The 21,425-nt window shown below is 61.6% G+C and carries 17 protein-coding genes; 5 read left to right on the top strand and 12 right to left on the bottom strand.

From position 1 onward, the window contains the following. Nucleotides 1–308 precede the first annotated feature (308 nt). From FHX10_RS27100 to FHX10_RS27115, 4 genes are all read left to right on the top strand, one after another. A complete protein-coding gene (locus tag FHX10_RS27100) occupies nt 309–2,837 on the top strand; it encodes a methyl-accepting chemotaxis protein (protein ID WP_028755597.1) in 2,529 nt (842 codons plus the stop codon). Between the two features lie 261 nt (nt 2,838–3,098). Further along, nucleotides 3,099–3,896 carry a hypothetical protein gene (locus FHX10_RS27105; protein ID WP_028755598.1) on the top strand — a complete coding sequence of 266 codons (798 nt, stop codon included), beginning with the start codon at nt 3,099–3,101 and terminating at the stop codon, nt 3,894–3,896. Nucleotides 3,897–4,102: 206 nt separating this feature from the next. Continuing rightward, nucleotides 4,103–4,891 carry a DUF2092 domain-containing protein gene (locus FHX10_RS27110; RefSeq protein WP_028755599.1) on the top strand — a complete coding sequence of 263 codons (789 nt, stop codon included), beginning with the start codon at nt 4,103–4,105 and terminating at the stop codon, nt 4,889–4,891. Next, the gene (locus tag FHX10_RS27115) at nt 4,888–5,217 is read left to right on the top strand and encodes a hypothetical protein (protein WP_028755600.1); all 330 of its coding nucleotides are present in this window, start codon (nt 4,888–4,890) and stop codon (nt 5,215–5,217) included. The genes FHX10_RS27110 and FHX10_RS27115 overlap by 4 nt, the downstream gene beginning before the upstream one ends. Nucleotides 5,218–5,229: 12 nt before the next feature. On the opposite strand, the gene FHX10_RS27120 is transcribed toward FHX10_RS27115, so the two are convergent. The 12 genes from FHX10_RS27120 to FHX10_RS27175 all read right to left on the bottom strand — a co-directional run bounded on the left by FHX10_RS27120 (nt 5,230) and on the right by FHX10_RS27175 (nt 19,083). Continuing rightward, the gene (locus FHX10_RS27120) at nt 5,230–8,412 is read right to left on the bottom strand and encodes an efflux RND transporter permease subunit (RefSeq protein WP_063473424.1); all 3,183 of its coding nucleotides are present in this window, start codon (nt 8,410–8,412) and stop codon (nt 5,230–5,232) included. 41 nt (nt 8,413–8,453) lie between these two features. Next, the gene (locus FHX10_RS27125; RefSeq protein WP_028755602.1) at nt 8,454–9,650 is read right to left on the bottom strand and encodes an efflux RND transporter periplasmic adaptor subunit; all 1,197 of its coding nucleotides are present in this window, start codon (nt 9,648–9,650) and stop codon (nt 8,454–8,456) included. Between the two features lie 175 nt (nt 9,651–9,825). Next, on the bottom strand, nt 9,826–10,590 hold the full coding sequence (locus FHX10_RS27130) for a DUF4239 domain-containing protein (protein ID WP_176707313.1): 765 nt from the start codon (nt 10,588–10,590) through the stop codon (nt 9,826–9,828). 128 nt (nt 10,591–10,718) lie between these two features. Next, nucleotides 10,719–11,852, bottom strand: a complete 1,134-nt coding sequence (locus FHX10_RS27135) for a calcium:proton antiporter (RefSeq protein WP_047620005.1) — start codon at nt 11,850–11,852, stop codon at nt 10,719–10,721. A 212-nt stretch (nt 11,853–12,064) separates the two neighbouring features. After that, on the bottom strand, nt 12,065–12,772 hold the full coding sequence (locus FHX10_RS27140; RefSeq protein ID WP_047620003.1) for an SDR family NAD(P)-dependent oxidoreductase: 708 nt from the start codon (nt 12,770–12,772) through the stop codon (nt 12,065–12,067). Nucleotides 12,773–12,945: 173 nt separating this feature from the next. Next, a complete protein-coding gene (locus FHX10_RS27145) occupies nt 12,946–13,296 on the bottom strand; it encodes a ribbon-helix-helix domain-containing protein (protein WP_028755606.1) in 351 nt (116 codons plus the stop codon). 22 nt (nt 13,297–13,318) lie between these two features. After that, a complete protein-coding gene (locus tag FHX10_RS27150; RefSeq protein ID WP_028759016.1) occupies nt 13,319–13,915 on the bottom strand; it encodes a DJ-1/PfpI family protein in 597 nt (198 codons plus the stop codon). A gap of 199 nt (nt 13,916–14,114) precedes the next feature. Beyond that, nucleotides 14,115–14,507: a DUF779 domain-containing protein gene (locus FHX10_RS27155; protein ID WP_028755608.1), complete on the bottom strand. Its 393-nt coding sequence runs from the start codon at nt 14,505–14,507 to the stop codon at nt 14,115–14,117. 55 nt (nt 14,508–14,562) lie between these two features. After that, nucleotides 14,563–16,071: an aldehyde dehydrogenase gene (gene adh / locus FHX10_RS27160; protein ID WP_028755609.1), complete on the bottom strand. Its 1,509-nt coding sequence runs from the start codon at nt 16,069–16,071 to the stop codon at nt 14,563–14,565. 167 nt (nt 16,072–16,238) lie between these two features. Further along, nucleotides 16,239–17,198, bottom strand: a complete 960-nt coding sequence (locus FHX10_RS27165) for a helix-turn-helix domain-containing protein (protein ID WP_028755610.1) — start codon at nt 17,196–17,198, stop codon at nt 16,239–16,241. Between the two features lie 157 nt (nt 17,199–17,355). Further along, nucleotides 17,356–18,591 (bottom strand): TIGR03862 family flavoprotein, encoded by a 1,236-nt coding sequence (locus FHX10_RS27170; protein WP_028755611.1) that lies wholly within the window; start codon nt 18,589–18,591, stop codon nt 17,356–17,358. A 69-nt stretch (nt 18,592–18,660) separates the two neighbouring features. Beyond that, nucleotides 18,661–19,083 (bottom strand): MerR family transcriptional regulator, encoded by a 423-nt coding sequence (locus FHX10_RS27175; RefSeq protein ID WP_028755612.1) that lies wholly within the window; start codon nt 19,081–19,083, stop codon nt 18,661–18,663. Between the two features lie 71 nt (nt 19,084–19,154). Between FHX10_RS27175 and FHX10_RS27180 the strand changes: the two genes are divergently transcribed. Further along, a complete protein-coding gene (locus FHX10_RS27180; RefSeq protein WP_028755613.1) occupies nt 19,155–21,407 on the top strand; it encodes a heavy metal translocating P-type ATPase in 2,253 nt (750 codons plus the stop codon). Nucleotides 21,408–21,425: the final 18 nt, after the last annotated feature.

A 21,425-nucleotide genomic window follows, 5' to 3' on the forward strand; every position in this document is an offset into this window, starting at 1 on the left:
CCTGAAGGCCGCAGGTTCAAATCCTGCCCCCGCAACCAAATCCCACACAGACCGCCATACACACTGATACAAAAAGCCCGCCTCGTGCGGGCTTTGGCGTTTCCAGACGTGCGAGTTAATGCCTCAGCAGGTGTCCGCAATAGGGACAGGCGATGATGAATAGCCGATCTGCCTACATGCCCGTTCGAGTGTCTGAACCACGCCTTCGCCCCGGTAGGTCAAGCGTGCATAGTCCTCGGATCAACCCATTTATCGGTTCTTAAGCAAAGAATGACAGCTTAGCTCTAATCGGTGGTGAGGGTGCATTCGTGGTAAATGGTTTGATGTCGCGGGTTCGCATTCAGACGAAGGTGCTCGTACTTTTGGCGCCATTCGTCATTAGTCTATGCGCAGTGGGACTGACGGGGTACTACGCGTCCAGCCTTCTCGAGGGACGCATGGAGATCTCCAACCATGTTTTGCAGTCCCTGAACGGGTTCAAACATGTTTCTTCCAGCATGACCGGCTTTCTGATGAAGCCGTCGCAGGAAGCTCGTGATACCGCGCTTGCCGACGCCCGAGAGCAACTGACAAACCTGCAGCAGACGATCGAGAGGCTAAGGCCGACGACCGATGTGGGGCTTCTTGACCGGGCGCTTGGTCAGTCGCAAATCATACCGCAAAAGATCGAAGCGATCTGGCAAATCGAAACGGGACAGCAGAAAATTCTCAGCGATGTGGACGCTGCTTCCGCGGCACTTCTTGACCTGCAAGGGCAGGTTGGCAAGCGCTCGTTCATGCTGATGGCCAGTGCGAAAAAGATGGAAAATGCCAACAAGAGCGGCCTGAGCAATTCCGTCTCCATCAGCGCCGCCGCCAGTATCGCGACAAAACTTCGCAATGACTATGCGAGCATGACGACGCCGGCTGACAAAGTTGGCCTGTTAGCCAAATATGCCCCCGATTTGCAAAAGGCAAAGGAACAGCTTTCGCCTGCTGTAGGGACCGACAAACAAGCCATCGCCGCCCAGTATGCCGCTGCTGTGGATGCTGTCGCCAACGCTTCGAAGGTGTCGCCTGACACTTTGGATGTTCCAGCAACGGATACCGCCGTCGCCGATCTTGCTGCAACTGGCGACAGTCTCAAGACGATTGGCGACGATCTGATGCGGACCTCCGTGTTGGCGCTTGCCGCGTCGGACAAAGATATCTCTCAGGCGACCAATGTCGGCAACGAACTGCGCGCCATCGTTAACAGCAATAACGAGATCCGCGTCGGCTTCGCCGAACTCGCCGGCAATCCAGACGATGCGCGAGTGAAGAAAGTCCAGCAGTCGATCTACATGTATCAGACCGAGCTCGGCCGTCTCGCCGGCGTGGTGAACGACGATCCGGTCTTTGCCGAAATTCCGAAGAAGGCTCAACCCGTCCTCGATCTGCTTGCGGCGAACGCGGCAGCGCTTTCCGAAGGTGCGGTGCGCAAACTGGCTGAGTTCGACAGCGCTGCGGGGCAGATCGACAACACCTGGAACCTGCTTGCTCAATTCGCCGAGACGCAGAGGCAAAATGCTGGGCAGGATCGTCAACAGGCCAATAGGATATCCGGAGGCGCGATTGTCATCGGCATCCTGATTGCTATGACCGCGGGTGCCGCACTGGTCGTCACCCTGAAGGGACCGATCACCCAGATTACCGCAGCGATGCGCAAGATCGCAGAGGGACGGCTCGATACCACAATCACCGGCGAGGCACGGGGCGACGAAATCGGGGAAATGGCTCGTGCGCTTTCCGTCTTCAAACAAAATGCGCTGTCGAATGTCGAAATGGAACAACAGGCCGAGATCGCACGCAGTGATGCGGAATCTGAGCGCGCCCGCAACGAACTCCAGCGACGTAGCGCCAAGGTCCAGGTTGACGCCGCAATCGAGGCGCTTGCAGAGGGGCTCACGCGGCTGTCGCGCGGGGAGTTGAATTTTTCGATCGATACGCCCTTTGCCGCCGAACTCGACCGGATCCGCACCGATTTCAACATGTCGGTGGCGGGTCTCAGAGAGACGCTCTGCGATATCCGCGAGACGTCTTCCCTCATCAACGACAATGGCCGACAGATGGCGGAAGCCGTTGATGACCTGGCCCGTCGAACGGAGAAGCAGGCGGCTGCACTTGAGGAAACCGCAGCGGCAGTGGAGGAGATTTCTTCCGCCGTCAATACCTCGTCAGGACGGGCAGCAGCAGCGCTTGCGCTTGTCCAGCGCGCCAAACAGGGTGCCGACGCCTCGGCTTCAGTGGTCCAAAACGCGGTTTCGGCCATGGGACGGATTGAGGACGCGTCGGGTAAGATCGTTCAGATTGTCAGCGCCATCGACTCCATCGCTTTCCAGACCAATCTCTTGGCCCTAAATGCGGGAGTCGAAGCGGCGAGAGCGGGTGAGGCCGGCAAGGGCTTTGCTGTCGTGGCACAGGAGGTGCGGGAACTGGCGCAGCGATCGGCTCGTGCAGCCAAGGAAATCGGCGAGCTCATCAACAATTCCGTCCGCGAGGTTGCGTCCGGCTCCGAATTCGTCGGCCGCACCGGCGATGCGCTGATGGAGATTTCCAGCGAGATCGTCCACATCGTCGGCCATATTGAACTCATTGCCTCGTCAAGCCGCGAACAGGCAACGACACTCCATTCGATCAACGCGTCGGTCAACGATATTGATCGTATGACGCAGCAAAATGCGGCGATGGTGGAAGAGACGAATGCTGCCACCCAACAGCTATCGTCCGAGGCGCTTGCACTTACCGACATGATTGCACGCTTTCGGCTTGAAGGCCGCGAGAGCCCGGCTTCAAGAGGGTACGAGGCTGCGGCATGACGGCAGCATGTATTCGCAAAGCACTTGCTTTGAGATGCATGGTTTCCGATCAGAAAGCTGATGAGCGATACGTTTCCCTTGATCAGTTTTCAGGCGCACGATAGTTGCTAAATTAGCAATATTCTAATATACGTGGAGCCGGCGTTTTAATATTTTCGCAGCCGCAAGCAACGTCCCTCAAATTGGCGGGCGTTTATTATCCTATTCAGCAGGGCGTTCGATTTCATGAAGTAGATTAGAGATTTATAGGGGGGAGGAATAATGGGAAAATGGGCATCTTCTCTACTGACGACTCCGCATGGAAGGCGTCGTCTTCGGTTTGCTATCTCGGGATTGCCACCACTCTGCGCAGTGGTGCTCTTCGCAGGCGTCGCGTCTGCGCAGGCGCCGACTGAGGAGCAGCGCAATGCGATCAGGGCGGAATGCCGTTCCGATTTCATGGCGCAATGTTCCGGCGTCACGCCGGGCGGGATGGAGGCACTCACCTGCCTGCAACAGCATAGCGCCACACTTTCAGCCGGCTGTAAGAAAGCTGTGTCGGCGGTTAGCAAACCGAAGTCGACATCGGCGGAGCCGTCTCCGGCCGCGCCGGCAACCACCGGAGCGGTCACCCCGGCGCCTGCGACCGGCGCGCCGGCGCATCAGCCGACGCAGGCGCAGCGCAACGCCGTCAAATCAGCCTGCCAACGCGATTTTATGGCGCAATGTTCCGGCGTGACGCCGGGCGGCGCAGAGGCGCTCAGCTGCTTGCAGCAGCACAACGCCGCTCTGTCGGCACCGTGCCAGCAGGCCGTTGCGGCGCTCGGAGGGGCAGCCGGATCAACCCCGGCCACCGGCGGCGGCGCTGCGGCGGTCGCGACCACGCCTGCTCCTCAGGCCATGATGCCGGCCTTCTCGCCACGCGAGGAACTGATGATCCTGCGTGAAACCTGTGGATTGGACTTCCGGGCCTTGTGCCGGATGGTGCCGCTCGGCGGAGGGCGGGGTATCGCTTGCCTCCGGGACAATCTGCAACGCGTGTCGCCGGCCTGCCACAGAGTGTTGACTTCGGGATTATAGCCTGGTCAGACCCCGATCTGTGAAAGCGGTAATCCGAACAGCATCGCGCTTCAGCGTCATTCGGTGAGCGCAACGCGGTAAAGACCGGCAGGTGGCCGGTCTGGCACATGCACAGTTTGCGTCTGCACACTTCATCTCCGGCCGGAATCGGTTCGGCACCTGCATATCCGATGAAATCAATGACGGCACATATGAAAGGCATTGTCATGTCATCGACTTTCTGTTTCCCGCGATTGAAGCGGATGCTTGTTTATACCTCGCTCGCCGCCGGCCTGGCGCTGCCAACGAGCGCTTGGGCGGATGATGCAAAAGCCCTACTCAAGGCGATGTCCGATTTTCTGGCGGCGCAGAAGACGATATCCTTTACTTATCAATCGTCGCTCGAAGCCGTGACGCCCGAGTTCGAGAAGCTCCAGTTCGTCAGCTCCGGGACAGCCAACCTGACACGTCCCGACAAGCTGCGTGTCACCAGAACCGGCGGTTTTGCCGATCTCGACGTCAGTTTCGACGGTTCGTCGCTGACGGTGCATGGCAAGAACCTCGACGCCTATGCCAAGATCGATGGCAAGGGTTCGCTCGACGAACTGATCAACAGGCTTATGACCGCGGGGGTCGAAGCGCCAGGCGCCGATCTCTTGTCCTCCAACGTCTATGATGTGCTGATGTCTGAGGTGACCGATGCCAAGCACATTTCCAGTGCTTTCGTGGATGGCGTCGAATGCGCATACCTGGCCTTCCGAACGCCTGAAATCGACTGGCAGATCTGGATACAGACCGGCTCGCAACCGATACCGCGCCGTTACGTCATCACCAGCAAGCACGTCGTCCAGGCGCCGCAATACACGCTTGAAATCAGCGATTTCAAAAGCGGCGCCGATGTCGCGGCCGTTTCCTACAGCATCGAAGTTCCGGCCAGTGCGAAGACGGTCGATCTCAGCGAGCTGCAATCGCTTGATGAGCTTCCGGCGCCTGCCGATATGGGAGAGGTGAAATGACCTATAACAAGCTGTTCTTCGCTCTCGGCCTCGCCGGCGTCGTGACATTCACCGACATTCGCATCGAGGTGCAGGGATTTCTGCCGTTGTCGATCGGCTTCGCCACGCCGGCGGGCGCCGTCATCGGCAGGCCGCTGACGCCGCTCTCTTATGCGGGCGTGGCCCGTCGGACGACGCGGCGGGTCGTCACACGCACGACGACGACCATCGCCGTGCTTCCGGCAGGCTGCCGCTATGGTCCCTATTACGGCGGCTACTATTATCGATGCGGCGCGTATTATTACGCCAAGAGCGGCAACGTTTATGTGCAGGTGATCGTCCAATAATGCTGCGGTCGTCTATCGGACGTTCGATGTCTCCGCCTCCGTCACGCTCGCGGCCGTGTTTGCGGTCGCTCCGCGCCGTTTCAAATATTCCTCGAGGCGCTGCAGCAGGACGTAGAAGGACGGTACGAAGAGCACGGCAAGACAGGTCGAGGCGATCATGCCGCTGAAGACCGATATGCCGATCGACTTACGGGCCGATGCGCCGGCGCCCGTCGCCAGCACCAGCGGCAGGACGCCGAGGATAAAGGCGAAGGACGTCATCAGAATTGGCCGGAAACGCAGCCGGGCGGCCTCGACGGCCGCATCCAGGATTTCCATGCCTTCCGCCCGCTTTTCCCGCGCATATTCGACGATGAGGATGGCGTTCTTCGATGCAAGTGCGATCAGCAGGATAAGGCCGATCTGCGTATAGAGGTTGTTGGCAACACCCGCAGCGGTAAGTGCTGCTACCGTGCCCAGCAGAGCGAGCGGCACGGCGAGTATGACCGCCAGTGGCAAGATCCAGCTTTCATACTGACCGGCGAGCACGAAATAGACGAGCAGCATGGCGAGCGCGAAGATGAAATAGATCTGCCCGCCCACGGCCTTCTCCTGATAGGAGAGCGCCGTCCACTCGAAGCCCGTGCCCGGCGGCAACGTCTGGTCGGCAATCTGTTCCATGACGTCGAGCGACTGGCCGGAACTGAAGCCGGCGGCAGGACCGCCGACGATGGTTGCTGTGGGGTAGAGATTGTAGAGGCTGATCAGGGAAGGACCTTGCGTCGTCGTGACATCGACGACCGTGCCGAGCGGCACCATCGTCCCGTCGCCGGCTTTGACCTTAAGATTGCGGATGTCTTCGGCGCTGACCCGGAAATCGGAGGCGGCTTGTGCATAGACCTGAAAGGTGCGGCCAAATTTGTTGAACTGGGTCACATAGCTCGATCCGACATAGCCGGAGAGAGCGGAAAAGACCTGGCCCACGGTAATTCCCAGCGTCTCCGCTTTGATGCGATCGACGGAAACAGCCAGCTGCGGCACGTTCGAGCGAAAAGGCGTGCTCAGCCTTTGCAGCGACGATTGGGCACTGCCGTTCCTGACGATCGTATCGGCAAGCGATTGCAGCAGCGGGTAGTCGGAAATGCCGTTCCTGATCTCGACCTGCATGGTAAAGCCGCTGGCATTGCCGACGCCCTGGATCGGAGGCGGCACGATCACCAGCGTCTTGGCCGTGAGCACGCTTTGCAGCGCGCCGTTCAGATGTTGGTAGATCGACAGCAAGTCCTGCCCCTTCTGCTTGCCGCGTTCATCCCAATCCTTCAGCACGACATAGGCGACGCCGGCATTCTGCAGGCTGGCATTGTTGTCGAGAACGGAGATGCCGCTGATGGTCAGCACCTGGTCGACGCCGGGTGTGGCTTCGGCGATCTTGCCGACCGCGTCCATGACAGCATCGGTGCGCTCCTTCGAGGCACCGTCCGGCAATTGCGCATTGATCAGCACGTAGCCTTGATCCTCGATGGGCAGGAATGCCGTCGGCAGGCGGGCAAGCCCCCAGGCTGCGACCGCGATCAGCACCAGTGCCGCGACCGCCATGATTCCGGCGTGACGCGTCATCGATCCGATCAGCCCGGCATAGCCGCGCTCGCCTTTGTCGTAGACCCTGTTGAAGCCGCGATAAAGGATGTTGCGTTTCTCGGGCGGGGCCGGCGGACGCAGCCAGAGGGCGCATTGCGTCGGTTTCAGCGTGACGGCATTGATCGCGCTGATCAGCGCGGTCGCGGCAATCACGAGGGCGAACTGCCTGTAGAGCTGTCCGGTCAGGCCGGGCAGGAAGGCGGCTGGAATGAAAACGGCCATCAGCACCAGCGTGATGCCGATGACCGGGCCGAGCAGTTCCTCCATCGCCTTCTCGGCGGCCTTTCGGCCGGACATGCCCGCCTCGATGTGCCGGGCGACACCTTCGACGATGACGATGGCATCGTCGACGACGATACCGATGGCGAGAACGATGGCAAAGAGCGTCGACAGGTTGACGGTGAAGCCCAATGCCGCCATGGCCGCGAAGGCGCCGATGATGGTGACCGGAACGGTGGTCGCCGGCACGAGCATCGCCCGCCAGTCCTGCAGGAAGACGAGAATGACGATGAGAACGAGAACGCCGGCCTCGATCAAGGTGACGTAAACCTCGTCGATGGAGGCCTCGACGAATTTCGTCGTGTCGAACGGTACATGATATTCGAGGCCCGGCGGAAAGCTCTTCGAGAGCTCTTCCATTTTCGCCCGCACGGCCTGTGCAACCGAGATCGCATTGGCTTCCGGCAGTTGGAATATGCCGATGCCGGCCGCCGGCCTGCCGTTCTGCATGAAGGACTGGCTGTAGGTCTGGGCGCCCAGTTCGACGCGGCCGATATCGCGGATCCGGGTCACACGGCCGCCCTGTCCGCTTTCCACTTTGACGACGATATCCTCGTAGTCGGCCGCCTCGTTCAGCCGGCCATTGACGTTCAGCGTATATTGGAAGACCTGTCCCTTCGGCACCGGCGGAATGCCGATCTGGCCGGCGGCGACCTCCTGGCTCTGCTGCTGCACGACGCTGACGACATCCTGTGGGGTCAGGCCGCGCGCCTGCAGCAGGTTCGGATCCATCCAGATGCGCATGGCATATTGACCGGCGCCGAACACGGTGACGTTGCCGACACCTGGCAGGCGGGCGAGTTCATTCTGCAAGTTGATGACGGCGTAGTTCGACAGGAACAGGCTGTCATAACGGCTGTCTGGTGAGGTCAGGCTGACGAAACCGAGGATCGCCGTCGACTTCTTCTGCGTCGTCACGCCCTGAAGCTGTACCGCTTCGGGAAGCGATGACATCGCTATGGCAACGCGGTTTTGTACCAGGACCTGAGCCTGGTCGGGATCCGTGCCGATGGCAAAGGTCACGGTCAGCGAGTAAGTGCCGTCGCTGGCGCTGGTTGACTGCATGTAGAGCATGTCCTGCACGCCGTTGACCTGCTGCTCGATCGGCAGCGCCACGGTGTCGACCAGGGTCTGGGCGCTGGCGCCGGGAAAGCGGGTCGTCACTTGCACCGTCGGCGGAACGACATTCGGATATTGCGCCACGGGCAGTTGGATGAGGGCCACCGCGCCGATGAGCACGAAGACCAACGCCAGGACGTTGGCGAGTACCGGTCGCTCGATGAAGAAGCGCGAGATCATGCTGCTGTCCTCAGACGTTCAGATGAACCATGATGGCGAATTCATTGCGTGGTGGTCTTGGCCTTGGCATCGCCGGCGGCAGTTGCCGGCGGGTTCATTTCCATCTTCTCGGGCGTGACCTTGCTGCCGGGAATGGCCTGCTGGATACCTTGGGTCACCACCCAGTCGGCTGCATCGAGGCCTGACTCGATGACGCGGAGCGAACCTTCACGCTGGCCGGTCTTGACCTGCTTCTGCTCGATGACATCGTCCTTGCCGAGAACGAGCAGATAGCTGCCCAGCTGGTTCGTGCCGATCGCATCGTCGCGCACCAGTAGGGCCTTGTCGTTATGGCCGACCGGCACACGGACCCGGACGAAGAGACCGGGCAACATGGCGCGGTCCTTGTTGTCGAACACGGCGCGCACCTGAAGCGTGCCTGTGGAGGCATCGAGCTGCGGCGATACGTAATCGAGATGGCCCTTGTGCGGATAACCTTCTTCCGTCTGCAGGCCGATTTCCGCCGGTATGGTTGGAAGGTCCGTCTGCTTGAAGGTGTGCCCCTGCTTTGCCAGGGTTTCCTTGATCGTCAGCACCTGGGTTTCGCTGACGTTGAAATAGGCATAGAGCGGATCCAGCTGCACGATGCTGGCGAGTTTGGTGGGACCGGATACGCCGACCAGCGCGCCGATATCGACGAGGTGGTCGGTGACGGTGCCGTCGAAGGGGGCAAGCACTTCCGTGTATCCCAAGTTGATCGTCGCGAGCTCGAGATTGGCCTGGGCATTGAGGATGGAGGCATTCGCCTCGTCGAGCGTCGCCTTGGCGCTGTCGACTGCGGTCTGCGTGGTGACCTGTTGCTTCGATAGATTGAGCTGTCGGTCGTATTCCTGCTGCGCGCCGACCTGAGACGCCTGTTGCGAGGCGAGCGATGCCTTTGCCTGATCCAGTTGCGCCTGATAGGTGTCGCGCTCGATGCCGAAGAGCTTGGTGCCCTTCGTTACCGTCATGCCGTCCTGATAGTCGATGGATTGGATGTAGCCTTGAACGCGCGCCTCGATATCGACGGAATTCAGCGGCGCCGTGTTGCCGGTGAGTTCGAAATAGAGGGTGACCGGTTGCTGGACCGGCTGGGCGACGCGAACCGGAGGTGGTGGAGGAGCAACATAGGTGTTGCCGCTTTCCTCGCAGCCAGCAAGAATTGCCATGCCGGCGAGCGCCACAGACAGGCACAGACCCTGATACAATCTCACACGCATTGCCGCCGCCCCGATGTTGAAGAGCCCCAGTCTTCATGCGTGCCTCGGCGGAGACGACCCCTCTCCGAAAAGTTCCGGGCATGCGATATTATGTCGCGGCATTGCTAAAAATTGCAATAGCTGCTGGTGCACAATTGAACTGTGTTGGAGTCATCTCTTGAGAGACGTCAAAACACTACGGTTTCCCGAGCCGTTCGATGGCGGATTGCAGAGGGGCATCCGAAACACGGATCAGCCCGACATAGGGATTGGCCATATCCGAAACCAGAAAGATCGCGCCGGCGACGGACAGGGCGCAGACAAGCAGAATGGACAGCACCGTCGGATTGGCCGGCGCCTGCAGCCCGAAGGTCGCAAAAAGCAGCCCGAGCCAACAGACGAGAACGGCAAGGAAGGCCCAGGGTAAACCCTCCTTACCGGATTCGACCAGCAGCCAATGGGTCTCGGCCAGCATGCCGCTCACCTCAAGAGCGCGCGCCTGCAGAGAGCGCTGCACGGCATCCTTCGGCAGCAGGGATCGAAGGTCGCCCTGAACCGCTTCGATATCCTGATATTCTCCCAGCGCCTTGGCGGATGGCTCGTCGGTCGTCTCCGTCGTCCAGCCGCGGCTCAGCCGTTTCTCGATGAGTTCACGCAGCAATTGACGCGCCTTGTCGGTTTCCGGCCCGTATTGCGCCATGACGCGGTCAAGCAGGAGCACCCGCGCCGCCGCCGTTCTCATCTCCACTTCGGCATTGTCATAGCTCGACTTGGCGGATGCGATAAGAAGGCCGAGCGCCAGGGCCGACAGCGTTCCGACCACCGCGGTCGCCAGCCTGATGACATCCTTGGATTCGGCATTGAGATGATGATCCGGCAAGTGGGCGCGCACCATCAACCCTATCGATGTCGCCGTCGACAGAAAGATAAATACAAGCCCGCCAAGCAACAGTGAGCTCAAGTCCGGCCTCCGTATCGTTCACGATCCTGCAGCCACTATGATCGCCAAAATATGCAAATCTCCCATTATCATAGCGGAAGACGGTCGAAGCTTGGAACTCTTTACTTTCCTGATCTTGCGGCCGGGCGTCATTGCTGGAAAATCAGCAGCACATAGGCCAGGAAAAGCACCAGATGGACGGCACCCTGCATGAGATGGGTGCGGCCGCTGGCAAAGGTGATGATGCTGACGGCAAGAGTGAGCAGGAGCATCACAAGATCTCCATGCTCGAGGCCGAGTGTTACGGGGTGTCCGTAAAGCTGACTGACAACAAGCATCGCCGGCACCGTCAGCCCGATCGTCGACAGCACCGAACCAAGGAAGATGTTGACGGAGCGCTGCAGATTGTTGGCGATGGACGCACGCACGGCGCTGATGGCCTCGGGCGTGGCGACGAGGACGGCCATGACAACACCGCCAAATGCGGTTGGAGCATGCAAGGTTTCGATAATGTAATCGATCGGCCGGGCAAGCTGTTCGACCAGAAAGACTACAGGACCCATGTAGGCGAAAAGCAGGATGGCATGAGGCCATACCGGCCCATGGCGAGGAGCACGTTCGCCGGGAGGTTCGTGACGGTTGCTGTCGTCGCTGAAATAGTCCCGATGGCGGCCGGCCTGAAGAAACAGAAACGTGGCGTAAAGGCCGACCGATATGATGCCCAGTATCAATTGCCGCGCCGCCGATGGATGTTGTCCGTCCGGGCCTGCAAGAAATGTCGGCATCACCAGGCTCAGGGTCGCCAGCGGTACGATGACTCCGAGATAGGCATTGGCGCCCTGCAGGTTATGCTGTTGTTCCGGTCGCCGCCATGCACCCAGCAGCAAGGACAGGCCGACCATGCCGTTCAGGATGATCATGACGACTGCAAACAGAGTATCGCGCGCAAGCGTGGGATTGTTTTCGCCGTGAAGCATGACGGCCGAAATCGCCATCACCTCGATCGAGGTGATGGCAAGCGTCAGAATGAGCGTGCCGTAAGGCTCCTTCAGCCGCTCCGCCAAGTGATCCGCGTGCCGCACTACCGACAGAGCGGAACCGAGGACGGCAGCGAACAGCCAGACAAAAACGACAGTGAACCAAAGCGGATCGGAAAGCTGTCCGAAGAGCTGCTCCTGGAAAACAAGAAACGCCAGGCTGGTCGCGACGCTGACGCCCAGGAACCATTCCTTGCGTAGCAGGCTGTTTGCGCCGACAGCGCGCAATGCCGGACCGTGCGTCATTGAAGCCACCCGTCTTCTGGCAAATGTCGCCGCAATGCGATCCCCAAGACCATTGTGTCCGTCCGCTGTCTCGCGCCCATCACGTGGGCAGGCGGAGACGAGGCTGCCTCAAGGCGAACCGAACCTCAAGCCAGATCGTGTGTCATTGACTAAAACTTGCAGGTCTCTCTCGTCTGATCATCCACTGACGGCGGCTCACGTCGCATCTTCCGTTATTCGCGGCCGGTCGCCGGGATTGCCGCGCCGGTGACGACGGCTGCGGCCGGCGAAATCAGGAAGGCGATGAGGCGGGCGATCGATTGCGGCGAGACCCAGCCGTCCGTCTTCGCATCGGGCATGGCCGCGCGGTTCTCAGGCGTGTCGATCGTCCCTGGCAGGATACAGTTGGCGGTGACGCGGTCGTCGCGGCATTCGGCAGCGATCGCTTCGGTCAGCCGGATAACGGCGGCTTTCGAGGCGGCGTACGCGGCCTGCCTGGCGCCGGCCTTCAGTCCGGGTGCGGCAGCAACATGAACGATGCGGCCGTAGCCTGATGCCTTCATGGTCGGGAGAACCGCGGCGCTGATCGTCAGGGCGGTGCGGGCGTTTGCAGTCATCATCGTCTCCCATTGGGCAGGAGCGTCCGGTCCGACCGGCCCCATCTGGAAGCCGCCGACGGTGTTGACCAATGCGCTAACGCCGCCGAAACGCTTGACGGCCCGCGCAACAGCGGCGGCGCAGGAGGCGTAGTCGGTGAGATCGGTTCCGGCGATCGACAGAAACTCGGTGGAGGCGGGAAGAGTGGCGGCCAAGGCTTCCAGCTCGTCGCTCGAACGGTTCATGCAGACGAGTTTTGCGCCGGCGCCGGCAAGCTCACGGACAACGGCGCTGCCGAGGTTGCCGCCGGCGCCCGTGACAATCACGGCTTTCTGGTCGTTCATGATAGTTGATCTCCTGACGGTGCCGCTGCTGGACGATGCGCGCATTGTTGATCCAGGCTGCGCGCCAGCGCAAGCCCGCCGCAAGGCTTATGTCGACACGTCTTGCGGAACTGCCGGCGAGTTGCCGCGGGCAGCTTCGTCTATCATCACCCGATGGTCGTGCCGGCCGGCTGTCAGTGATATTTCGCCCGTTCGCGGCCGAGGATGACAGGCGCGTCGAGGCTTGAGATGGGACGGGTGACATCGCCCGGGATGTCGCCGGTAAGCTGGAGATCGAGATAGCGGGCGCAGCAGACTCGCAGGAAGGACGTGAAGTTTCCGAGATCATGTCCGGCATCGATCGATTCATGGTGCAGCCGGGTGATCAACTGAACGACATTCATGCCGTCGCGCCGCGCGATTTCCTCCAGCTTCGACCAGAAGAAGTTTTCCAGCCTGACGCTGGTGACCATGCCGTCGATGCGCAGCGACCGGGTGGTGCTTTCCCACAGCCGCGCATCCGCCTTGATGAAGAGTTCACACATGTCGTCCTCCCGTGCCGCCCTTCTAGGCGGCGTTGGTTTCCAACAGGGCTGCGGCATCCAGCACAGCCATGAACTGGCGTAGCCATGAGGGATGCGCCGGCCAGGCCGGCGCCGTGACCAGATTGCCGTCCGAGACCGCATCGCTGATGGCGATGTCGGCATAGATGCCGCCGGCAAGTTCGACTTCCGGCCGGCAGGCGGGATAGGCTGAGCAGGTGCGGCCCTTCAGCACGCCGGCAGCGGCAAGCAGCTGCGCGCCATGGCAGATGGCGGCGACGGGTTTTCCGGCGTCGAAGAAATGGCGGACGGATTTGATGACGTCGGCATTGAGGCGCAGATATTCAGGTGCGCGGCCGCCGGGGATGACGAGCGCATCGTAATCTTCGGCCCGCACGCTGTCGAAAGTGGCGTTCAGCGCAAAATTGTGGCCGCGTTTTTCGGAATAGGTCTGGTCGCCCTCGAAATCGTGGATGGCGGTGGCGACGGTCTCACCGGCCTTTTTGCCGGGGCAGACGGCGTCGACCGTATAGCCGCAGGCAAGCAGCGTCTGGAACGGCACCATCGTTTCGTAATCTTCGGTGAAATCACCCGTAATCATCAGGATCTTCGAGGCTGGCATCGTTTCCTCCCTTTGAAACCAACAGGCGGAGAGTAGCAAAGCGCGAGAGGCAGAGGGTACTATGGGAATACTACAGGCGAAATTCCCTGGAACAGGATGATTTTAGGTCCGGTTGGCCCACAATCTGAATCCCGTTCTAAATTAGCTAGTTAGAGTATGATGTCGCCCGGAAGCCGCTTACACTTTTCGGCATCATTCTCTAGATCGCCTTGACCGTCACATCCGGGATGGCGCAGGCCTCGCCGCCGCCGAAGAGGCGGGAGCGGGTGAGGAAGCGCTTCTCGCGGCCGTTGTCGAGCGAGAACATGCCGCCGCGGCCGGGCACAACGTCGATGATCAGCTGCGTATGCTTCCAAGCCTCGAACTGGCTGGCGCTGATATAGACCGGCACGCCGCCGATCTCGCCAAGCTTGACGTCGCTGTCGCCGATCATGAAGTCATCGGCGGGATAACACATCGGCGAGGAACCGTCACAGCAGCCGCCGGACTGGTGGAAGAGGATATCGGGATGATCCCGCCTGATCTCGCCGATCAGAGCGAGTGCCGCGTCGGTTGCAAGAACACGCGGTTCGCCGTTGACGGTCGTTTCCATTGTTCTTCCTCCGAAGTTTCGGGAGGGGTTTGAGACCCTCCCGCCATGTTGCATCTCAGAAGAAGCCAAGGGCTTTCGGGCTGTAGCTCACCAGCATGTTCTTGGTCTGCTGGTAGTGGTCGAGCATCATCTTGTGGGTTTCACGCCCGATCCCCGATTGCTTGTAGCCGCCGAAGGCGGCATGGGCCGGGTAAGCGTGGTAGCAATTGGTCCAGACGCGGCCGGCCTGGATCTCGCGGCCGAAACGGTAGCAGCGATTGGCGTCTCGGCTCCAGACACCGGCGCCGAGGCCGTAGAGCGTGTCGTTGGCGATTTCGAGCGCCTCCTTCTCGTTCTTGAAGGTCGTGACCGAAACCACCGGTCCGAAGATCTCCTCTTGGAACACGCGCATCTTGTTGTGGCCCTTGAAGATCGTCGGCTTGACGTAATAGCCGTTCGCCAGTTCGCCGTCGAGATCGTTGCGCGAGCCGCCGGTCAGAACCTCCGCACCTTCCTGCTTGCCGATATCAAGATAGGCGAGGACCTTTTCCAGTTGCTCCGACGAAGCCTGGGCGCCGATCATCGTCGCGCTGTCGAGCGGGTTGCCCTGCTTGATCGCCTCGACGCGTTTGACGGCCTTTTCCATGAAGCGGTCGTAGATCGATTCCTGGACGAGGGCGCGGCTCGGGCAGGTGCAGACTTCTCCCTGGTTGAGGGCAAACATCGCAAAGCCTTCGAGCGCCTTGTCGAGGAAGTCGTCGTCATCAGCCATCACATCGGCGAAAAAGATGTTCGGCGATTTGCCGCCGAGCTCCAGCGTCACCGGAATGAGGTTCTGGCTGGCATATTGCATGATCAGCCGGCCAGTCGTCGTCTCGCCGGTGAAGGCGATCTTGGCGATGCGGGGGCTGGTCGCCAGCGGCTTGCCGGCTTCGAGGCCGAAGCCATTGACGATGTTGAGTACGCCGGGCGGCAGGAGATCGCCGACGAGTTCGGCCCAGAGCAGGATCGAGGCGGGCGTCTGCTCGGCGGGCTTCAGGACGACGCAGTTGCCGGCGGCAAGCGCCGGAGCAAGTTTCCATGTGGCCATCAGGATCGGGAAATTCCAGGGAATGATCTGGCCGACGACGCCGAGCGGTTCGTGGAAGTGATAGGCGATCGTATCATGGTCGATCTCGCCGATCGAACCTTCCTGGGCGCGGATGCAGGAAGCGAAATAGCGGAAGTGGTCGATCGCCAGCGGAATGTCGGCCGCCATGGTTTCGCGGATCGGCTTGCCATTGTCCCAGGTCTCGGCTTGGGCAAGCAGTTCCAGCTTGTCTTCCATGCGTTGGGCAATCTTCATGAGGATATTGGAGCGCTCGGCGGCGGAGGTGCGGGCCCATTTTTCCTTGGCCGCATGGGCAGCGTCGAGCGCAAGATTGATGTCTTTTTCATTTGAGCGGGGAATGTCGCAGAGCTTGCCGCCGGTGACGGGCGTGACGTTTTCGAAGTATTTGCCTTCGACCGGCTCGCGCCATTCGCCGCCGATATAATTGCCGTATTTCAGTTTGAACGGCGACTCGACGATTTTCTGATGAAGCATGTCATCCTCCCTTGATGATCCAGGTTCCCAAGCGAACCAGTGGGAGGAAAATGAATATGTTTTGGCGCAGGGACTAGGGTGGGTCTTCCATACCGCAGTGCACAGTGTCGCAGAGCTGCGACAGCATCGGGTCGCGAGTGCCGCAGCGGCGGAACCCTTGAGGCTGATCAGTGGAGATCGAGCTTCTTCATCTTCCTGTGCAGCGTAGCGCGGCTGATGCCGAGCGCGGTCGCCGCCCGTGAGACGTTGCCGCCGGCGCGCGACAGCGCCCGAAGCAGCGCTGCCTTCTCCGCCTCGATGATCTCATCCTGCTGCGAGACGCCAGCCTCATGCAGGGCATCGGCGGCCGGAATGCCGGCGGCGATGCGTCTGTCGTCCAGCTGCAACGCGATGCGGGCGGCGCGCGTCGCGCCGAGCACCAGATCGTGCCTGTCGACGGCGAGCAGAGCGGCGGCGGAATTGGCGCCGGCCGGGACCATGAGGAAACGGGCGCCTGTAAAGGCCGAACGGAAGAGGTTGAGCTCGATGCGCATCGCCGCATCGCGCACGGTTTGCGTCAGGATCGCCAGCGTCATCTCGTTGACGTCTTCGCGGCAGGTGGAGATATCAAGCGCCGCGGCTAGCCGGCCACGATGATCGCGGATCGGCGCCGTCGTGCAGCTGAGGCTGGTGTTCGAGCAGAAAAAATGCTGATCGCGGAATATGGCGACGGCACGCTCGTCTGCAAGTGCGGTGCCGATGCCGTTGGTGCCGATGCTCGCCTCTGTCCAGATCGAGCCGGTCCAGAGGCCGAGTTCGCGGAATTCCTTGTCGTCGCCGGCAGCTCCCCGGCGCTCCAGCGCGATGCCGTTCTTGTCGGTCAGAAGCAGGCAGCAGCCGGCTTTGCCGACGGTGGTAAAGAGACGATCGAGCTCTCCCGTCGCGCTGGCGATCAGCTGTTCGGATTGCTCGCGTGCATTGCGGAATTCCTGATCGGTAAGGCGCAGCGGTGCCCGTTCGTCCTCGGGCGCGAGCTGGTGCATGGTCATGCATCGACGCCATGAGGCGACGACCGGAGAACTGGCTGCGGCGGAATCGCGCTGGGCAGACGTGTAGACGTGCTCGGCGTGCGCTGAGTGTTCGTGCATCGGCTCCTCCCACCGAAGTTCAGCATAGTCTGATGGAAAAGCGGCCGGTTTGCAATTGCAAGTGTCGACGGCCATCCCCCCTTCGCCCCGGCAATCAGGGCACAATGCTGGAAAGCGTCAGCGATCTTTGCACGACATCATCCGTCATTTCATTGATCTAGATCCGGTTCGAGATCATCGGCATCGACCGCAACAGCCAGGCCTCGATGCCGCGCGCGGCCGCCCGGCCGGTCGCCAGGCAGGCGGTGAGAAGATAACCGCCTGTCGGTGCTTCCCAGTCGAGCATTTCGCCGGCGACGAAGGTGCCCGGCAGCGCCTTCAACATGTAGCCTTCGTCGATGCCGCTCCAACAGATGCCGCCGGCCGAGGAGATCGCTTCGGCGATCGGGCGGGTTTCGATCACCGGCACCGGCAGGGCCTTGATCAGGCCGGCCAGGCGTTCGGGATCTGTCCGGTCGCGCTCGGGCGCGAATTCGCGCAGCAGCGCGGCCTTGACGCCGTCGAGGCCGGCGCTCTTGCGCAGGCGGTTTGAAAAGCTGGATTTGGGGTCCTGCCGCGCAAGATCGTGGCGCAGCCTTTCGATGGTGCGGCCGGGTGCGAGATCGAGCGTCAGGACGGCGCTGCCATGGTTCAGCAGTTGGTCGCGGAGGCTGGCGGTATGGGCATAGATCAGGCTGCCCTCGATGCCGCTTCCGGTGATGACGAATTCGCCGGGAAGGGTGCCGACCTCGGAGGTTGCGGTGACCGATTTCACCGGCTCGCCGGCGAAACGCTCGCCGAAGTTTTCGCTCCAGTCGACGACGAAGCCGCAATTGGCGGGTTTGAAAGCCTCGATCTCAACGCCCCTTGCCGATAACAAGGGTAGCCAGCTTGCATCGGAGCCGAGGCGCGGCCAGCTTGCGCCACCGAGCGCCAGCAGGGCTGCGTCACAACGGATGATGCTGCGCCCTTCGGGCGTTTCGAAGACATAGCCGTCTTCAGCAAAACCGATCCAGCGATGGCGCGTGCGCAGCGTGACGCCCTGTGCTTCCAGCCGCCTGAGCCAGGCGCGCAGCAAAGGCGAGGCCTTCATCACCTTCGGGAAAACCCGGCCGGATGAGCCGACGAAGGTCTCGGCCCCGAGGCCTGCGGCCCAATCCCTGATATCATCTGGGGTAAAGGCATCAAGGGCGGCGCGTAGATGGACGGAGGCGGGGCCGAAACGCGTGGCGAAACGGGCATAATCCTCGGAATGGGTGATGTTGAGACCGGATTTGCCGGCCAGCAGGAACTTGCGGGCGAAGGTCGGCATGGCGTCGTAGACCGTCACCGCATGACCGGAACAGGAAAGCAGTTCGGCAGCCGCGAGACCCGCCGGGCCGCCGCCGATGATGGCAATCCGCTTCTGGTTCATAGAGGTCTTCGCCCGATTCTGTCTGCATTGAGTTTTGGCGCGGGCGCGGATCGCCTGCAAGGGCTGAGATCAGTGGTGCGGATGCGTGCACTGGCCGTGGTCGGCGAGAACCTCGATGACGCGGCATTGATCGACGCGGCCGTGGCCGCAGCCTTCCACCATGGTTTCCAGCTCGGCCTTCAGCGCCTTCAGGCTGCGGATGCGCTGCTCGACCTCGATGAGGCGGGCCTTGGCGATGGCGTCGGCCGAGGCGCAGGACTGGTGCGGATCATCTTGCAGGGTGAGCAGCGTGCGGATCGCCTCGATCTCAAAGCCGAGTTCGCGGGCGTGGCGGATGAAGGCGAGGCGGCTGACATCGGCCGGTTCGAAGGAGCGCTGGTTGCCCTCGCTGCGGCTCGGGGCGGCGAGCAGGCCAATGCTTTCATAGTAGCGCACTGTCGGCACCTTGACGCCGCTTTGGCGCGCGGCTTCGCCGATCGTGATCTTTTTCATGATTTTCCTCTTGCACCTCTAGTCGCTAGAGGATGTAGGAGAGATGCTTCTATTTGACAAGGAAGCGGATCATGGCTGAGAGCGAGACACGATACCGGGTCGGCGGCATGGATTGCGCCGCCTGCGCAAACAAGATCGATACCGCGGTCAGACGCGTAGCGGGTGTCGCCGATGTTTCCGTTTCGGTGATGGCGGGCACGATGACCGTCCGGCATGACGGCAGCAGCGATCTCAAGGCGATTGAAAGGAAAGTGACAGGGCTCGGCTATTCCGTCGCCCCGCTTGCCGGAAATGCTGCGCCTGTGCATGCCAGCCCGCAGCATCGTCACGACCATGGACATGATCACGACGACCACGCGAGCCATGACCATGACGGCCACGATCATGCGGGTCATGACCATCCGCACGATCACGGCGCGAAGGAAATCGAGGGGCTGCACGGACACGACCAAGCGCCGATGGCCGGTCCCTGGTGGCAGAGCCGGAAGGGCCGGCTGACCATCTTTTCGGGTGGCGCACTCGTTGCCGCCTATGCCGTCGGCCAACTCGTACCGGCGATTGGTTCTTATGCCTTCATCGTCGCCATGCTGATCGGGCTGGTGCCGATCGCGCGGCGCGCCGTCATGGCCGCCTTCTCGGGAACACCGTTTTCGATCGAGATGCTGATGACGATTGCTGCCGTTGGCGCCGTCATCATCAATGCCGGCGAGGAGGCGGCAACCGTCGTGTTCCTGTTCCTGGTCGGCGAGTTGCTGGAAGGGGTGGCGGCGGGCAAGGCACGCCAAAGCATCCAGTCGCTGGCGGCCCTGGTGCCGAAGAATGCGCTGCTCGAAGACAATGGCCAGACGCGGGAAGTGCCGGCGGAAAGCCTTGCTGTCGGCGCCATCATCATGGTGCGTCCGGGGGACCGGATTTCGGCGGACGGCATCATTGTTTCCGGCGAGAGTGCGATCGACGAGGCGCCGGTGACGGGGGAGAGCACGCCGGTGCGCAAGGGCGTCGATGCCGTCGTTTTTGCCGGCACGGTGAATGGCGATGCGGTGCTCAGGGTTCGCGTCACGGCGGCGGCCGCCGACAATACCATCGCCCGCGTCGTCAAATTGGTGGAGGAAGCGCAGGAATCGAAGGCGCCGACCGAACGCTTCATCGACCGCTTCTCGCGCTATTACACGCCCGGCGTGGTCGTGGTCGCAGCATTGGTTGCCATCGTTCCGCCGCTGCTGTTCGGCGGGTCGTGGGACGAATGGATCTACAAGGGCCTCGCCATCCTGCTGATCGGCTGCCCCTGTGCGCTTGTCATCTCGACGCCGGCGGCAATCGCCGCTGCGCTTTCGGCGGGGGCGCGGCGCGGGCTGCTGATGAAGGGCGGCGCGGTGCTGGAAACGCTCGGCAAGGTGACGATGGTCGCCTTCGACAAGACAGGCACGCTGACCGAGGGCAGGCCACAGGTGACCGACATCATTTCCTTCGGATTGAAGGAGGCGCAGGTGTTGTCGCGCGCGGCGGTGCTGGAGCAGGGATCCAGCCATCCCTTGGCCCTGGCTATCCTCAACCGCGCCAAAGCGGACGGCGTTCCCGTGCCGCCAGCCTTTGAGCTGGAAGCGCTGCCGGGCAAGGGTGTCAGCGGCAAGGTCGGCGGCGAGACGCTGGACCTGTTGTCGCCGCCGGCTGCCCGTGCGCTCGGGGCGCTCAGCGCGGAGCAGGATGCACGCATCACGGCGCTGAACGACGAGGGCAAGAGCGTATCGGTGCTGCTCGGCAACGGTATCGCGGCCGGCCTGATCGCCATGCGCGACGAGCCGCGCGAGGATGCCGAGGCCGGGCTCGCTACCCTCAAATCGGCAGGCGTCAAGGCGATGATGCTGACAGGCGACAACAAGCGGACGGCGGCAGCGGTGGCCGGCATGCTCGGCATCGACTGGCTCGGGGAGATGATGCCTGAGGACAAGCAGCGTGTTGTCGGCGAATTGAAGCGCCAGGGCTTCATCGTCGCCAAGGTCGGCGACGGCATCAACGATGCTCCGGCGCTGGCCGCTGCCGATATCGGCATCGCCATGGGCGGCGGCACCGATGTGGCGCTGGAGACCGCGGATGCCGCCGTGCTGCACGGACGCGTCGGCGACGTGGCGCGGATGATCGAACTTTCCAAACGCACGATGGGCAACATCCAGCAGAACATCAGCATCGCGCTGGGGCTGAAGGCGGTGTTCCTGGTGACGACGATCATGGGCATTACCGGGCTCTGGCCGGCGATCCTCGCCGATACCGGCGCCACTGTGCTGGTGACGATCAACGCGCTGCGGCTGCTTCGGATAAAGATATAAGCATTCCCCGACTTCATC

Source organism: Rhizobium sp. BK591 (genome assembly GCF_014195045.1).
GTDB classification, from domain to species: domain Bacteria; phylum Pseudomonadota; class Alphaproteobacteria; order Rhizobiales; family Rhizobiaceae; genus Rhizobium; species Rhizobium anhuiense.

What these genes read in the sequence shown, in the direction of transcription:
- FHX10_RS27105 (WP_028755598.1), top strand. Translation starts at nt 3,099, where the DNA reads ATGGGAAAATGGGCATCTTCTCTACTGACGACTCCGCATGGAAGGCGT.
- FHX10_RS27110 (WP_028755599.1), top strand. Translation starts at nt 4,103, where the DNA reads ATGTCATCGACTTTCTGTTTCCCGCGATTGAAGCGGATGCTTGTTTAT.
- FHX10_RS27115 (WP_028755600.1), top strand. Translation starts at nt 4,888, where the DNA reads ATGACCTATAACAAGCTGTTCTTCGCTCTCGGCCTCGCCGGCGTCGTG.
- FHX10_RS27120 (WP_063473424.1), bottom strand. Translation starts at nt 8,412, where the DNA reads ATGATCTCGCGCTTCTTCATCGAGCGACCGGTACTCGCCAACGTCCTG.
- FHX10_RS27125 (WP_028755602.1), bottom strand. Translation starts at nt 9,650, where the DNA reads ATGCGTGTGAGATTGTATCAGGGTCTGTGCCTGTCTGTGGCGCTCGCC.
- FHX10_RS27135 (WP_047620005.1), bottom strand. Translation starts at nt 11,852, where the DNA reads ATGACGCACGGTCCGGCATTGCGCGCTGTCGGCGCAAACAGCCTGCTA.
- FHX10_RS27140 (WP_047620003.1), bottom strand. Translation starts at nt 12,772, where the DNA reads ATGAACGACCAGAAAGCCGTGATTGTCACGGGCGCCGGCGGCAACCTC.
- FHX10_RS27145 (WP_028755606.1), bottom strand. Translation starts at nt 13,296, where the DNA reads ATGTGTGAACTCTTCATCAAGGCGGATGCGCGGCTGTGGGAAAGCACC.
- FHX10_RS27150 (WP_028759016.1), bottom strand. Translation starts at nt 13,915, where the DNA reads ATGCCAGCCTCGAAGATCCTGATGATTACGGGTGATTTCACCGAAGAT.
- FHX10_RS27155 (WP_028755608.1), bottom strand. Translation starts at nt 14,507, where the DNA reads ATGGAAACGACCGTCAACGGCGAACCGCGTGTTCTTGCAACCGACGCG.
- adh (WP_028755609.1), bottom strand. Translation starts at nt 16,071, where the DNA reads ATGCTTCATCAGAAAATCGTCGAGTCGCCGTTCAAACTGAAATACGGC.
- FHX10_RS27165 (WP_028755610.1), bottom strand. Translation starts at nt 17,198, where the DNA reads ATGCACGAACACTCAGCGCACGCCGAGCACGTCTACACGTCTGCCCAG.
- FHX10_RS27170 (WP_028755611.1), bottom strand. Translation starts at nt 18,591, where the DNA reads ATGAACCAGAAGCGGATTGCCATCATCGGCGGCGGCCCGGCGGGTCTC.
- FHX10_RS27175 (WP_028755612.1), bottom strand. Translation starts at nt 19,083, where the DNA reads ATGAAAAAGATCACGATCGGCGAAGCCGCGCGCCAAAGCGGCGTCAAG.
- FHX10_RS27180 (WP_028755613.1), top strand. Translation starts at nt 19,155, where the DNA reads ATGGCTGAGAGCGAGACACGATACCGGGTCGGCGGCATGGATTGCGCC.